14 protein-coding genes are annotated in these 14635 nt (G+C 73.5%); 5 read left to right on the forward strand and 9 right to left on the reverse strand.

The window, feature by feature from the left end; all coding sequences use genetic code 11:
* Positions 1–510: substrate-binding domain-containing protein (locus AC51EU_RS17995; RefSeq protein WP_496268000.1), on the forward strand; the 510-nt coding region annotated here is incomplete at its 5' end.
* A 64-nt stretch (positions 511–574) separates the two neighbouring features.
* Here the strand turns inward: AC51EU_RS17995 and AC51EU_RS18000 are convergent.
* From AC51EU_RS18000 to AC51EU_RS18010, 3 genes are all read right to left on the reverse strand, one after another.
* Positions 575–1027, reverse strand: a complete 453-nt coding sequence (locus AC51EU_RS18000) for a spore-associated protein A (RefSeq protein WP_496268001.1) — start codon at positions 1025–1027, stop codon at positions 575–577.
* A gap of 172 nt (positions 1028–1199) precedes the next feature.
* Positions 1200–2066: a lysozyme gene (locus tag AC51EU_RS18005; protein ID WP_496268002.1), complete on the reverse strand. Its 867-nt coding sequence runs from the start codon at positions 2064–2066 to the stop codon at positions 1200–1202.
* A gap of 347 nt (positions 2067–2413) precedes the next feature.
* Entirely contained in the window at positions 2414–3082 is a 669-nt protein-coding gene (locus AC51EU_RS18010) for a transglycosylase SLT domain-containing protein (protein WP_496268003.1), read from the reverse strand.
* A 596-nt stretch (positions 3083–3678) separates the two neighbouring features.
* Here AC51EU_RS18010 and AC51EU_RS18015 point away from each other — a divergent pair.
* A complete protein-coding gene (locus AC51EU_RS18015; RefSeq protein ID WP_496268004.1) occupies positions 3679–3996 on the forward strand; it encodes a hypothetical protein in 318 nt (105 codons plus the stop codon).
* Positions 3997–4131: 135 nt separating this feature from the next.
* Here the strand turns inward: AC51EU_RS18015 and AC51EU_RS18020 are convergent, their stop codons facing one another.
* The 5 genes from AC51EU_RS18020 to AC51EU_RS18040 all read right to left on the reverse strand — a co-directional run bounded on the left by AC51EU_RS18020 (position 4132) and on the right by AC51EU_RS18040 (position 9886).
* Positions 4132–4644 (reverse strand): transglycosylase SLT domain-containing protein, encoded by a 513-nt coding sequence (locus AC51EU_RS18020; RefSeq protein ID WP_496268005.1) that lies wholly within the window; start codon positions 4642–4644, stop codon positions 4132–4134.
* A gap of 332 nt (positions 4645–4976) precedes the next feature.
* Positions 4977–5879 carry an alpha/beta fold hydrolase gene (locus AC51EU_RS18025; protein ID WP_496268006.1) on the reverse strand — a complete coding sequence of 301 codons (903 nt, stop codon included), beginning with the start codon at positions 5877–5879 and terminating at the stop codon, positions 4977–4979.
* Positions 5880–6022: 143 nt separating this feature from the next.
* On the reverse strand, positions 6023–7264 hold the full coding sequence (locus AC51EU_RS18030) for a beta-ketoacyl-[acyl-carrier-protein] synthase family protein (RefSeq protein ID WP_496268007.1): 1242 nt from the start codon (positions 7262–7264) through the stop codon (positions 6023–6025).
* Entirely contained in the window at positions 7261–7494 is a 234-nt protein-coding gene (locus AC51EU_RS18035; protein ID WP_496268008.1) for an acyl carrier protein, read from the reverse strand. The genes AC51EU_RS18030 and AC51EU_RS18035 overlap by 4 nt, the downstream gene beginning before the upstream one ends.
* Positions 7495–7828: 334 nt before the next feature.
* Positions 7829–9886, reverse strand: a complete 2058-nt coding sequence (locus AC51EU_RS18040) for a S9 family peptidase (protein WP_496268009.1) — start codon at positions 9884–9886, stop codon at positions 7829–7831.
* Between the two features lie 83 nt (positions 9887–9969).
* On the opposite strand from AC51EU_RS18040, the gene AC51EU_RS18045 reads away from it, so the two are divergent.
* The 3 genes from AC51EU_RS18045 to AC51EU_RS18055 all read left to right on the forward strand — a co-directional run bounded on the left by AC51EU_RS18045 (position 9970) and on the right by AC51EU_RS18055 (position 13499).
* Positions 9970–10968: an ArsR/SmtB family transcription factor gene (locus AC51EU_RS18045; protein ID WP_496268012.1), complete on the forward strand. Its 999-nt coding sequence runs from the start codon at positions 9970–9972 to the stop codon at positions 10966–10968.
* A gap of 148 nt (positions 10969–11116) precedes the next feature.
* Entirely contained in the window at positions 11117–12340 is a 1224-nt protein-coding gene (locus AC51EU_RS18050; RefSeq protein ID WP_496268010.1) for a cytochrome P450, read from the forward strand.
* Positions 12341–12395: 55 nt separating this feature from the next.
* Positions 12396–13499 carry a type III polyketide synthase gene (locus AC51EU_RS18055; protein ID WP_496268011.1) on the forward strand — a complete coding sequence of 368 codons (1104 nt, stop codon included), beginning with the start codon at positions 12396–12398 and terminating at the stop codon, positions 13497–13499.
* 17 nt (positions 13500–13516) lie between these two features.
* On the opposite strand, the gene AC51EU_RS18060 is transcribed toward AC51EU_RS18055, so the two are convergent.
* Positions 13517–14614 (reverse strand): Dyp-type peroxidase, encoded by a 1098-nt coding sequence (locus AC51EU_RS18060; protein ID WP_496268013.1) that lies wholly within the window; start codon positions 14612–14614, stop codon positions 13517–13519.
* Positions 14615–14635 lie beyond the last annotated feature (21 nt).

The following is a 14635-nucleotide window of genomic DNA, read 5'->3' on the forward strand; positions in this document are numbered from 1 at the left end:
GCCCGCGTCCTCGACCACCTCCACGGCCTCGGCCACCGCCGGATCGTGCACATCGCGGGCCTGCCCGACCTCGCCCACACCGAGCGCCGCATCGGCTCGCTGCGCGCCGAGGCCGACCGGCTCGGGCTGGACGCGCGCCACGTCCGCTCCGTCACCACGGACTACTCCGACGCCGAGGGCGCCGAGGCCACCCGCCGACTCCTCGACGGACCGGAACCCCCCACGGCGATCATCTACGACAACGACGTGATGGCCGTCGCCGGTGCCTCGGCCGCCGCCGGCCGCGGGCTGTCCGTCCCCGCCGACCTGTCGATCGTCGCGTGGGACGACTCGGCCCTGTGCCGCGTCACCCACCCCCAGCTCACCGCCCTGGTCCGGGACACCCCCGGATTCGGCCGCCTCGCCGCGCGGGAGCTGCTCACCGTCCTCGACGGCGGCCCGCTGCGCACCGTCCACGGCGAGCTGCCCCGGCTGGATGCCCGCCGGAGCACCGCCCCGCCGCCGGGCTGAGCCGCCCCGCGCACAGGACGGCGGGCCCCGCGCGTCGCGCCCGGGGCCCGCCGTCGGCCGCCGTCTACCGGTGTGTCACCGTTCCGGGCGCCATCCGGCCGCAATTCGAACCGGATATGCCGACACTGACGGATTCGATCGCGCCGCCCCAGTCCACACAGCGGCCCTTGGCCTCCAGATACACCGGTCCCGCGTAGGAGGTGTACAGCCCGCTGTCGAAGACGGCCTCGGAGCTTCCGTCACTGGGCGCGAGATAGGTGTACACATAGACGGGATTCCCGGTGCTGTTCCGCACCGTCACCACGCAGTTCTTCCCGGTTTTGGCGCTGTACGTCAGATACACGGTGCCCTTGCCGCTGATCTGCGCGGAATTCACCACGCCATAACCGGCTCCGCACGCGCCGTTGTACGCGCCGGCCGGGGCCGGCGCGGCGGCGGCGGTGCCCGCGGTGGCCATCAGTGCCGTGCTCGCCAGGGCGAGAACGGCGGAACCCGCGACGACACGAGAACGCTTCATGGCGATTACCCCCCGATGGGTGGTCTGCTGCCTACGGTCATTGCGCAGGGTTGGACACCCGTCCCGCCGGAAGGGTTGTACCGCGTACCCCGGAACTTCCTTTCTCCACAGGAGAGTTGGCAGAAAAGAGCCGCCCCCGGCGCCGGGGGCGGCTCCTTTCCCGCGGTCCGGGTCAGCCGGTGGCCAGGACCTTGAGCCTGCTCAGCGTCCCGTTGAACCGGTTGCGGTCCCCGACGATCTCCCCCGAGGAGGTGTGCTGCCAGATGGTGTGGTACTGCCAGCCGGCCGGCAGTGCCCCGACGGACGAGCCGTAACTGGGAATCCACAGCGGATTGGTCCTGCCGAACTTGGAGGAGTTGTCCGTGCAGGTCTTCCACCAGTTGGTGGAGGTGTAGAGGATCGCGTCACGCCCCGTCTTCGACCGGTAGGTCGTGAAGAACTCGTTGATCCAGGAGATGATCTCCGACGGGCTCTTGCCGTAGCAGGTCGAGCCGTACGGGTTGTACTCCATGTCGAGCGCCCCCGGCAGCGTCTTCCCGTCCTTGGACCACGCGCCGCCGTGCTCGGCGAAGTACGTGGCCTGCGCCTTGCCGCTGGAGTGGTCGGGCAGCGCGAAGTGGTAGGCGCCGTGGATGATCCCGGCGTCGTACGCGCCCTTGTACTGCTGGGTGAAGTACGGGTTCCGGTACGTGGTGCCCTCCGTCGCCTTCACATAGGCGAAGTGCACGCCGTCCTTGACCAGCTTCGGCCAGTCGACGTTGCCGTTGTGGCTGGAGACGTCGACGCCGTTGACGCTGGACGACGTGGCGGAGGAGGGGGCCCGCGGGCCGGTTTCCGCGGCGCGGGCCGAGCCCTCGTGGGCGGCGATGGTCGAACCCATCCAGTCCTGGTCCGGGTGGGCTGGTTCTCTGCCGGCCCCGGTCGCGCCGGCGGCGCCCGGCGCGGCGAGCGGCAGGACGAGCGCGGAGAGGAGCGAGACGAGAGTCCCGGCCACGGCGGGAACCGCGTGACGGACCGGACCGGATCTGCGCAAGGGCATCAGGTGCCTCCGAGGGCCTTCGGTTGGTCGGTACGGCAGATTTTGAGCAGATTCCTGCCGATAAAGAGACCTATACGCTGATGTGCTTGCGACGAGCGGCCGACATGCCGCCGGTCCGCCGGGCGGCCGGGCCGCGTCACCCGAACGGCCCACCCGCGGGCGGGTGCGGGCACACGGCAGCGGGCCCCGGTGATCCGGGGCCCGCTCGCTGCGCGGTGGCGGACGCACTGGTCCGCCCTGCCGGGGGACCGTGCCCCGGGCGGCGCGCGGGAGGCGCGCCGGCTCCGTGGGTGTCACGTCGTGGGGGCCGGGGGCCTCCACCGGTGTCCGCCCGGGACGGCCGTGGCTCAGTAGGCGGAGTTGACGTTGTCGATGGAGCCGTAGCGGTGGGCCGCGTAGTTGGCCGCTGCGGTGATGTTGGCGACCGGGTCGGTCAGCTCGTGCTTGGTGCCGCTGACGTGGAAGCGGTCGAAGGTGGGCTGGATCACCTGGAGCAGGCCCTTGGACGGGATGCCGTTGACGGCGTTGATGTCCCAGTCGTTGACGGCGTCGGGGTTGCCGCTGGACTCCCGCATGATGTTGCGGTGCAGACCCTCGTAGGAGCCCGGTATGCCCTTGTCCTTCATGATGTCGAGGGACTGGCGGATCCAGCCGTCGAGGTTGTCGGCGTAGCGCTTCGGCGCGACCTCCGGCGCGGCGGCCTTCTGCTCGGCGAATCGCTCAGCGGCCTTCTGCGCCACACGCCCCTGCTGGGCCACGGCCGTCACCTTGAGCCCGTCGGCCACGGACGACGGCGCCTGGCCGCTCTCCGCCGTGCGGGCCTTGGGGACGGCGGGCAGACCGTCGGCGGTGACCGGCTTGACGGCGGCCGGCGCGTGGGACGCGGTGGTGGCCGTGTGGTCCGTCTCCGCCGTGGCCATCAGGGCGGTGGTGGCGCCGGCGGCGGCGAGCACGGCGGTCGCGACCTTGTGGGTGCGGGTGATGCGGGTGGTGCGGAGCAGGCTGAAGCTGGGCATGCGGGAACGTCCTCTTCCGGTGCTGGATGGCGGGGTGGGAGCCCGTCTGCGGCGCGGGCCGTCCGAGGGAGTCGGTGCGTGCTCGCCAGAGGCGGTCCGGAACGCACGTCCTCGGTGTCCGAACCATGGTTAACGCGGCCGATCGGTGGAGGCAATGATGTGACGTACTATCCTTCGTAGTGGAAAAGGATGGTATGTCCGTAATGGCCCCGATTTTCCGGTCGTCGGGCCGTGCCGGCTCCACTAGGCGGCCTCGTACGTGAGCTGTGTCCTGTGCCCGGCATCACCCGGGAACCCCGCCCCGCACCCCCGCGAAGTTGCCTGCCTCACACGGCATTTCCGCGAGCGGGACGCCGCTCCAGGGCGGGGTGTCCGCGCGGGAGAACGGGCCGCCGGGCGGCGAAGGGGCGGCCCTCGTGCGCCCCGGCGGCCGCCGTCCCCCGGGAGGGGGGGCGTACGCCCCGCGCGCGCCGCCCGAAACGGCGATGCCGCTCACCCTTTCGTGGCAGCGTGCGGACTGTCGCTTCGTGCCCGTGCCGTCCGTCCCCGAAGGTGAGCGCGCAAGCACCTCACACTCACCATCAGGGAGTACGCCCATGATCCGTCGCCTTGCCGTCCTCGCCACCGGCGTGTTCACCGCCGGACTCCTCGCCACGGGCGCGGCCTTCGCGGTGCCCGCCGACGGGCCGGACAGCAGCACCCAGATCGCCCCGAAGGGCAGCGTCATGTCCGCCCCGAAGAGCGGTGACATGACCGCCCCGAAGGGCAGCCCCGTGTCCGTCGCGAAGGACGGGGGCACCTCCACCCCGAAGGACGACGGCACGCTCACCCCGAAGGAGAAGGAGGGCCTCCGTGTCGCCGGCGATGTGCTGAAGACGCTTCTCGGGGGGCTGCTGGGCGGCCTGGGGAAGTGACGGTCGCGGCACCCGGACATGCCGACGGCCCCGCCCGCGGAATGCGGGCAGGGCCGTCGGCATGGCGTCGCGCGTCACCGGCACGGCCGGTGGGCGGTCAGGGGGTGTCGCGGTGCGACAGCGTCAGATACCGGCTCAGTAGGCGGAGTTGACGTTGTCGATCGAACCGTAGCGTTCGGCGGCGTAGTTGGCCGCGGCGGTGATGTTGGCGACCGGGTCGGACGAGTCGTGCGCGGTCCCGCCCACGTGGTAGGCGTTGAAGGTGGGCTCGATCACCTGGAGCAGGCCCTTGGACGGGGTGCCCTCGGCGGCGTTGGAGTCCCAGTTGTTCACGGCCTGGGGGTTGCCGCCGGACTCGCGCATGATGTTGCGCTTCAGACCGTCGTAGGAGCCCGGGATGCCCTTGTCCTTCATGATGTCGAGCGACTGGCGGATCCAGCCGTCGAGGTTGTTGGCGTAGCTCGTGGACTCCGCGGCCTTCTCGGCGGACGCGACCGGGACGGCCGATATCGCGGTCTTCGCGACGGTGGCCTTGGGGGCGGCGGTGGCCGAGGTGGCGGTGAGGGCGGTCGTGGCGCCTGCGGCGAGGAGCGCGGCGGTCGCGATCTTGTGGGTACGGGTGACGCGGAGCAGGGTGAACTTGGCCATGCGGAGGTATGTCCTCTTCCGTGCTGGGTGCGGGTGATCGCCCGTCTGCGGTACGGGCGTCCGGGGGTGTGCCCGCTCGCCGGGGGCGAATCGGGGCGTACCGCCTCGGTGCTCGTCCATGGTTAGCGGCGCCGACGAGGGGTGGCAATGGTGTGACGTACTACCCCTCATAGAAGAACAGGGTGATATGTCCGGAATTATTCGGGTGTTTCCCTGCCCGGACAGGGCGCGCCCGCCACTACGCTCCCTCGTACGTGATCTGCGCCCTGTGCGGGGCGTCACCCGCCACGGCCCGCGAAGCCCCTACGGACAGAGGGGCGAAGTGGCCCCGCTCACAGGCCCCGGTCGAGCGGAACGCCCGCCGCCTCCCCCTCCGCGAACGGGGCCAGACGCGGCCCCGGCGGCAGCGGCCGGTCGGTGAAGAAGCGGGCCGTCAGCTCCGCCACCACCTGCGGACGCTCCAGGACGACCCAGTGATCGGTGTCCGGGACGACCAGGAACCGGCTGCCCGGGATCGTCGCCGCGAAGCGGCGCTGGCGGGCCGCCGAGGTCACCGTGTCGTGCTCGCCGCTGAAGACGAGCGTCGGCATCCCGGCCAGACCGCCGGAGAAGTCCGGGCGGTCGGACACCGCGCGGTGCAGCGAGTCGACGGCGTGCGGGGAGTGCCGCGCCGCATGGAGCATGGCCCGCCGCACATAGCGGTGGGCGAGATCGCGGCGGGCGACGAAACGCCGCTCGTCGAGGCACATCAGCCCCTCCGCGACCATGGTGGCGAAGGTGTCGGCGTCGCCGTCCAGGAGATGCGCGGCGGCCCGCCGCCAGTGCTCCACCTGCCCCGCGCCGATGTGCGCGGGCACCCCGCCCAGCATCAGCCGCGCGATGCGCCCGGGGAAGCGCCGGGCGCAGCCGAAGGCGAGGCCGGCGCCGTAGGAGAAACCGAAGAGGTTGATCCGCTCGGCGCCCAGATCGTCGGCGACGCGCTCGATCGCCGTGCACAGGAACTCCAGGCTGGGGCCCGGCGGCAGCGCGTCCGCGCCGCCCATGCCCGGCAGATCGGCGGTGACCACGCTCGCCACCGGGCCGAGCCGCTCCTCCAGCAGCGGCCAGCCGTACATCCCCTGCAACGCACCGCCCAGGACGACGACGGGTTCGGTCTCCGCTTCGGGCTGCCGCAGCAGCCGGTAGGTGTAGGACACTCCGTCCACCGCCAGCGAGCGGATCGTTTCCTCGGGCATGCAGTTCCTTCTCGGGGGACCACCGGGGACCGGCGGCGGGGCGGGGCGTGCGGCACGGGCCGACGGGACATCGGCCGAGGGCCTGGGGGAGGGGCGCGACGTCCGCCGGGACGCCGCGGGGCGGGGCACTCGCGCGACAGGTCTCAGCCGCGCGTCAGGACAAGAGCGGCATTGTGGCCGCCGAAACCGAGCGAGGTCTTGACCGCGCAGGAGAACCGGGCCGCACGGGGCGCTCCCCGCACCACCTCGACCGGGATCTTCGGGTCCGGTGTGTCGAGATTGACGGTCGGCGGCACCAGCTGCGCCTCCAGGGCGAGCGCGGTGAGCGCCGTCTCGATGCCGCCGGCCGCGCCCAGGGTGTGCCCGGTCATCGCCTTGGTGGAGGTGACCAGAGGGTGCTCGCCCAGCACCCGGCGCAGTGCGACGGCCTCGACCCGGTCGTTGATCACCGTCGACGTACCGTGCGCGTTGACATGGCCGACATCGCCCGGCGCCACGTCCGCGTCCGCCAGCGCGGCGCGCAGCGCCCGCTCGATGCCCCGGCCCTCCGGGTCCGGCGCCACCGCCGCGTACGCGTCGCTCGACGCGCCGTAACCGCGCACCAGCGCACGCACCGCCGCGCCCCGCGCCCGCGCGTGCTCGGGGCGCTCCAGGACGAGCAGGCCCGCGCCCTCACCGACGACGAAACCGTCCCGGTCCGCGTCGAAGGGCCGGCAGGCAGCGGCGGGGTCCTCCCGCCGGGTGGAGACCGCCCGCATCCGGCAGGCGCTGGCGATCAGCAGCCGCGAGAACGGCGACTCCGCGCCGCCCGCGATCGCGATGTCGCAGACCCCGGCGCGCAGCAGCTGGTGCGCCGTCCCGACGGCGACGGTCCCGGAGGAGCACGCGGTGGCGACGCCCAGGCTGGGCCCGTACGCGCCGAGGTCCGTGGCGACGCTGCTGGCGGCACCGTTGACGACGGTCAGCGGGGCGAGCTTCGGGGAGACCCGCCGCGCGCCGCGCGTGACCATCGCCTCGTACTGCTGGTCGTAGAAGGGCAGCCCGCCGTGCGCGGAGCCGATGACGACCGCGACGCGGGTGCCGTCCCATGCCTCCGGCTCCAGGCCGGCGTCGGCCGTCGCCTCCCGGGCGGCGAGGACCGCGAGCTGGGAGAAGCGGTCCATCAGGCGCTGCGCGGACACCCCGAGCTCCGCCGCGGTGTCCAGACCGTCCACGCCGTACATGAAGTCGCAGGGGAGGTCGGCCAGCTCGGGCCGGAAACGCACCCCGGTGGGCACCGGGTCCTCGGTGACGGCGTGCCAGACGGACTTGGCGCCCACCCCGGCCGCGGTCACCAGGCCGAGCCCCGTCACCGCCGCGGAGAACGGCTGCCTGCGGGCCGTCACGCGGCGACTTTGCCGTCGACGACCGCCACCAGCCGGCCCACGGTGTCCCGCGAGGTCAGCGAGACCTCCTCCAGGTCGATGTCCAGCCGGTCCTCGATGAGCAGCCGGAGTTCCTCCAGGGCCAGGGAGTCCATCCGCAGGCTGAGCAGCGGCGTCTCGGTGGTCACGTCGACCGGGTCCACCCCGAACCGCTGGACCAGCAGGGCGTTGACAACTTCTGCCGCGATCACGTGGCACTCCTCCGCTCTTGGTGGGCGATGCCGCCAACCGCGTCCCGGAGGCCGGTCGCTCGCCGGTGCTCCCGGCCGGTTGGGCGGCACCCTTTTATACGCCTTCATCCCGAAGACTCCCCAATGCCGGTCGCTCGATGGGGTGATGAGCACACCGGAGCGCGCTCCGGGCGCACTCCGGCGGCGCACACGTCGCGCACGACACCGCCCCGTCTAACGGCGCAAAGCGACCGGAGGGTACGGGACGGCGGCGCGGCGGCACGGGAGGAAACGCCGCGGTGACCGCCGGCCGGGCCGCAACCTGCCCAGGTCAACGGAGGCGTGCCCGGCCCTCTCAGTCCGCCCCCGCCGTGATCCCCAGATGCCGCCGCAGGAACTCCACCTGATGGCGCAGCAACCGCTCGAAGACCGTCTCGTCCGTCGGCGCGTGGCCGGTGTCCGGGAGGAGGAGGACTTCGTGGGGGCGCCCGGCGGCCAGGAGGGCGGCGGACAGACGCAGGGTGTGCGCGGGGAACACATTGGTGTCGGACAGGCCGTGGACCAGGAGGAGGGGACGGGTCAGCCGGGCCGCCTCGGGCAGGGTGGAGCAGGCGCGGTAGCGCTCCGGGTGCTCGCCGGGGTGGCCGAGGAAACGCTCGCGCCAGTGGGTGTCGTAGAGGCGCTGGTCGCTGGGGCCCGCGCCGGCCACGGCCGCGCGGAACACGTCCGGGCGGCGCAGCACCGCCAGGACGGCGAGGGTCCCGGAGAACGACCAGCCGCGGACGGCGACCCGCTCCGCGTCCAGCTCCGGGTGCCGCCGCAGGGTCTCCTCCAGCGCGGCCACCTGGTCCTCCAGCACCGGCCCGAGGATGTCGCCGTGGACCGTGCGCTCCCAGTCCGGCCCGCGTCCCGGGGTGCCCCGCCCGTCGGTCACCAGCACCGCGAAGCCCTGCTCGGCGAACCACTGCGAGACCAGCAGCATGGGGGCCACCTCGGCGGTGACCCGTTGCAGCGCCGGCCCCGCGTACGGGTCGACCAGCACCGGCAGCCGGCCCTCGCCCGGCCGGTACCAGGACGGCAGCAGCAGTCTGCTGCGCAGCCGCCGGGCGGTGGTGGTCAGCAGCAGCGAACGCACCCGCAGCACCGGACGCTGCGCGTGGGAGACGACGGAGAGGGCGGGCCGTCCCGGGCGCGTCACGGTGGCGTGGGCGACGGCCGGGCGGTCGGGGGTACGGGACACCCGGACCAGCGTCCCGGCGCGTCCGACGCCCGTGTGGACACCGGGTTCCGGGGTCAGCCGCCGCGGCCCGGTGCCGCGGCCGCAGGTCCACAGATGGGTCTCGGCGGGGTCGGTGGAGGCGGTGAACAGCACCTCCTCCCCGTCCGTCCCGAGCACCGCGCGCACCTGGAGCCCCGGCGGGGTGACGACCGCGCCGCCGACGGTGAGACACCGGGTGCCGTCCGTGTCGCGGTGCCCGACGAGCGCGCCCGAGGCGGTACGGGCCGGGGTGCCGGGCACCAGGGACACCCAGGCGGGATCGTGCTGCTCGGCCAGGAGGCGCGGGGCGCCGCCGTCGGGGTCGAGGGCGAGGACGCGGACCGTGCGCTGGTCCCGGCTCTGCACGGCGGCGAACGGGCCGTGCGTGTCCCAGCCCGCCGCGGCCAGGTACTCGCAGGCGTCCTCGTCCCGGGGGACCGCGGTCACCGGGCCGCCGGGCGCCGCGGTCCACAGCGTGACCTCGGCGTTGGCGGTGCCCGCCGCCGGATAGCGCACCGTGCGCGGAGGGCTGCCGGGCCGCCCCGGGTCCGCCGAGTGCCACGCCGCGACCCCGCTCTCGTCGACCCGGGTGAACAGCAGCCGCCCGCCGTCCGGCGCCCACCAGTGGCCGCGGGTGCGCTCCATCGACGCGGACGCGACGTACTCGGCGCGGCCGAAGGACACCTCCGGGCCGTCGGGCACGGCCACCGGACGGTCCCCGCTGCCGTCCGCCGCGACCACCCGCAGGGCGCCGCCGCGCAGATAGGCGATCCACCGGCCGGTGGGATCGGGACGCGGATCGTCCACCGGGCCGCCGACGGGCAGCCGGCGTGTCCGGCCGGAGGGGACGTCCACCGCCCACAGCCCTCCCGACCAGGGGAAGACGGCCAGCCGCGCCGCGTCGTCCGCGGCGTACGCCTCGATCCCGCCCGGCCCTCCGGACAGGCGGGCCGGGTCGGCCAGCAGCCGTTCGGCGCCGGTGTCCGCGTCCAGCGCCCACAGGCAGGCGGCCGGGTCGTCACCGGACCGGCCGCGCAGGAACAGCACGGTCGCGCCGTCGGACGCGACGGTGAAGGAGGCGGGCGCGCCCCGCGTGAAACGGCGGGTGCGGATGAACTGGCGGGGCAGGGACGGGGCGGATGCGGAGTTCGGCATGACGGAGAGGCTGAGGGGGACCGCCCGGCATGATCCACTGTTTCGGCGTGGAACGAAACACCGGCGCGGGCGGAGGGGCGCACATGGGGGACTGGCTGGTCGACGCGGATGTCCTGGCGGGCAGCCGTTTCACCTGGTCACCGCTGATCGAGACGGTCGCCGCGCTCGGGGAGCTGACCGCGGGCGGCACCGGCCCGTGGCAGCCGCACCTGCGGACGGCGCACCGGGCCCTGTACCGCGAGCGGCTGGCGCGGGACCCGTTCGCCCGCGCTTGGCGGGACGCCGGGATCGGCATCCGCTGGACCCCCGACTTCCTCTCCCGCCCGCCGCGCCGCACCGAGGTCACCTTCGCCGGGGAACTGGACGCCGTACGGGCCACCCCGCCGCCCGCGGCCCGGCACGACCTCGCGGTGGCCGCCGGCGGCCGGCTGCCCCGCGCACTCGACGTCCCCGACCCCGCCGGCCGCGCCGCCGACCTGCTGGAGTGGGTGTGGCACCACCTCGTGCGCCCCGACTGGCCACGGCGCGGAAGGCTCCTGGAGGCCGACATCGTCGGCCGCGTCCACCGGCTGGGACGGCACGGCTGGGCCGCGGCCGTCGAGGACCTCACCCCCCGGCTGCGCTGGCTCGGCCAGGGACGCCTGCGGATCAACGACGCCGACCGGCCGCCCCGCGACCTCACCGGCGCCGCCCTCGTCTTCGTCCCCGCGGGCTGCCGGCGCGGCTGGGTGGCCTGGGACCTGCCCGAGCGGTACGCCGTCGTCTACCCGGTGTCCGGGGCGCTCGGCACGGACCGCCCGGCAGGACCGGACCCCGCGCCCGCCGCCCTCGGACGGCTGCTGGGCACCAGCCGCGCCGGCATCCTCGCCGCGCTCGCCGCCCCGCGCAGCACCAGCCAGCTCACCGCGCTCACCGGGCTGGGCCTGGGCACCGTCGGCGACCACCTCAAGGTGCTGCTCGACGCGCGCCTGGTGGCCCGCCGCCGCTCGGGCACCTCGGTCCTCTACTACCGCGCCCCCGCCGGCGACGCCCTGCTGGCCGCGCAGGACGGTGCCACGCCGGAGCCGCCGGGCGCGCCCTGACGCGGGCCGGCCGTGTCGCCCTGCACCGGACCGCCCGTTTCCGCGCGCCGGACTGGGCCAGTGCGGTCGGTTCGTTCGGCCGGTCGGGGTAATTACCCGCGCGTCGCGCTTGGCACGGGCCTCACGGGGTCTACATCTCCACGTCCCCATGAGCTTGGAGTACGCCGTGAGCCCTGAGACCAAGGTCTGGAACTGCCCCTTCTCCCACACCAACGGCCTGGAATTCGATCCCCTGCTCAAGCAGCTGCTGCACGAGGCGCCGATCGCCCGTATCCGCATGCCGCACGGCGAGGGCGAGGCATGGCTGGTGACCCGGTACGACGACGTCCGCTTCGTCACCACCGACCGCCGCTTCAGCCGCGCCGCGGGCATCGGCCGTGACCTGCCGCGCATGACGCCGACCCCGATCGCCCAGGTGGAGGCCATCAACCTGATGGACCCGCCCGAGCACAACCGGCTGCGGCGGCTGGTGGCCAAGGGCTTCACCAACCGCCAGGTGGAACAGCAGCGCGCCACCACCCAGCAGGTCGTCGACCGCCTCCTGGACGAGATGACCGAGCACGGCTCGCCCGCCGACCTCGTCGCCCACCTGTCGTCCCAGCTGCCCCTGACCACCATCAGCGAGCTGCTCGACATCCCCGAGCAGGACCGCGGCCAGCTGCGCCGCTGGGCCATCGCGATGATGGCCACCGGTGTGCCCGACAAGGAGGCGGCGGCCGAGGCCAAGCAGGGGCTGCGGGACTACTTCGCCGACCTCACCGCGCGCCGCCGCCGCGACCCCGGCGACGACCTGCTCAGCAGCCTCGCCACCGCCCGCGACGGCGACGAGCTCCTCGACGAGCGCGAGCTGACCGTCCTGGGCCAGGTGCTGCTGGTCACCGGCCACGACACCACCACCTACCAGATCAGCAACATCACCCACACCCTGCTCACCCACCCGCAGGAACTCGCCAAGCTCCGCAGCGACCCCGAGATGCTGCCCGTCGCCCTGGAGGAGCTGCTGCGCTACATCCCGTTCCGGCAGGGCGTGGGCATCGCCCGGATCGCGATGGAGGACGTCGACATCGACGGCGTCACGATCAAGGCCGGAGAGGTGGTCCATGTGTCCTACCTCGCCGCCAACCACGACCCCGCCGTGTACGAACGCCCCGACGAACTGCACCTGGAACGCGGCACCCCGCACCACATGACGTTCGGCTACGGCACCCACCACTGCCTCGGCTCCCACCTGGCCCGGATGGAGCTCCAGGTCGCGATCGGCACCCTCCTCGACCGCTTCCCGAACCTGCGGCTCGCCGTACCGGAGGAGGAGATCGACTGGAACACCGGGACGATCTGGCGCTACCCGATGGCCCTCCCGGTCGCCTGGTGACCACCGCGCGCCCGACGACGCGGTACCCCGAACGGACCCGTGGAGGCAGCTGATCATGAGCACCCTGTGCAGACCGGCCATCGCCGTGCCCGAGCACATCATCACGGTCGAGGACACGCTGGAACTCGCGCGTTCCCTGCACGCCGGCCACCCGCAGCTCGGCCTCGTCCTCCGGCTGATCGAGAACACCGGCGTACGCACCCGCCACATCGTCCAGCCGATCGAGGAGACGCTGCGCCACCCCGGCTTCGAGAAGCGCAACACGCTCTACGCGACCGAGGCCAGGGAACGGATTCCGGACGTGGTCGAACGGGCGCTCGACCACGCGGATCTGCGGCCACGCGACATCGACCTGCTGGTCTACGTCTCGTGCACGGGCTTCATGATGCCGTCGCTCACCGCATGGATGATCAACACGCTGGGGTTCCGCACCGACACCCGCCAGCTGCCCATCGCCCAACTCGGATGCGCGGCCGGCGGGGCGGCGATCAACCGGGCGCACGACTTCTGCCGCGCCTACCCGGGCGCCAACGCCCTCATCGTGGCCTGCGAGTTCTGCTCGCTGTGCTACCAGCCCACGGACCTCGGCGTCGGCTCGCTGCTGTCCAACGGCCTGTTCGGCGACGCCCTCGCCGCCGCCGTCGTCCGCGGCGACGGCGGCCACGGCGTCACCCTGGAACGCAACGGCTCCCACCTCGTCCCCGACACCGAGGACTGGATCTCCTACAGCGTCCGCGACACCGGCTTCCACTTCCTGCTGGACAAGCGGGTGCCCGGCACCATGGAGATGCTGGCCCCCGCCCTGCGCACCCTGGCGGAACAACACCAGTGGAACGTCTCGGACCTGGACTTCTACATCATCCACGCCGGGGGCCCGCGCATCCTCGACGACCTCTCCCGCTTCCTGGCCCTGCCGCCGGAGACCTTCCGCTTCAGCCGCGAGACGCTCACCGAACGCGGCAACATCGCGAGCGCGGTCGTCTTCGACGCACTGCGGCGCCTGTTCGAGGAGGGCGATGTCTCCGGCGTCTCCGGCACCGGCCTCATCGCCGGGTTCGGTCCCGGCATCACCGCGGAGATGGTGCTGGGGCGGTGGACGGCGGCGGAACCGGCCGGCGGGGCGCGGCCCGAGGCCGCCCGCACCGCCCCCGCGGCCTGACCCCGCCCGGCGACGGATCAGTCCCCGAGCAGCGCGGACCCGTACCAGTCCCGTTCGTCCCGCACCCCCGGCAGGACGAAGAAGTAGCCGCCGCCGAACGGCGTCACCCAGCGGGTCAGCGGCTCGTCCCGCAGCCGGTGCTGCACGGCCGCGAACTGCCGCTCCACGTCCTGCTGGTAGCAGCAGAACACCAGCCCCAGGTCGAGCCGTCCGTGCCGGTCGAACCCCGCGTCGTAGTTGTAGCTCCGCCGCAGCAGACGGGAGCCGGCGGTCGCCGGGGTGCGCGGATTGGCGAGCCGGATGTGGGCGTCCAGCGGGATCACCCGGCCGTGCGGATCGGACCGGTAGTCCGGGACGTCGTTCTCGTGGCGGCCGCCCAGGGGTGCCCCGCTCGCCTTGTACCGCCCGAACACCTTCTCCTGCGCGGCGACCGGCACCGCGTCCCACCGCTCCACGTCGAAACGGATCAGACGGAGCGCCTGGTAGGTGCCGCCCACCGCCCAGCCGGGCTCGCCGCACGACGGCATCACCCACACCAGCCGGTCCATCTCCCGGCGCGAGGACGCGTCCGGGTTCGCGGTCCCGTCCTTGAAACCGACGAACGAGCGCGGCGCGCCCGAGGGACGCGGCGGATTGTGGAAGGAGGACATCCCCCACCGCGGACGCAGCAGCCCGCCCGAGTGCTCCGTCAGATCACGCACGACATGGACGACGGCGTCGGGATGCTGCGCGCACACCTGGAGCGACAGATCACCGTCGCACTGCGCCGGATCGAGGTCGTCGTGGGGGAACGACGGCATGTACCGCAGCCGCCGCGGCCGCCGCCGCTCCAGCCCGAACCGGTGGTCGAACAGGGACGCGCCCACCCCCAGGGTGACGGTCAGCGCGTCGGCGGTCCGCGGCTCGGCCGCCACCTCGGGGTCCTTCGACCGCACCCCGGCCACCAGGGTGCGGGCCCGCTCGGTCAGCGCCCGGAACAACCGGGCCAGCTCCGCGCGGTCACGGGCCCGGACGTCGAACGCGAAGAACCCGGCGAAGGACTGCTGCGGGGTGACGATGCCCGCCTGGTGCGGCCCGTGGAACGGGACGTGCTCCGGCGGGCTCTGCTCGGACAGGGAGCGGACACCCCCGGTCCC

This window comes from Candidatus Streptomyces philanthi (assembly GCF_059553635.1).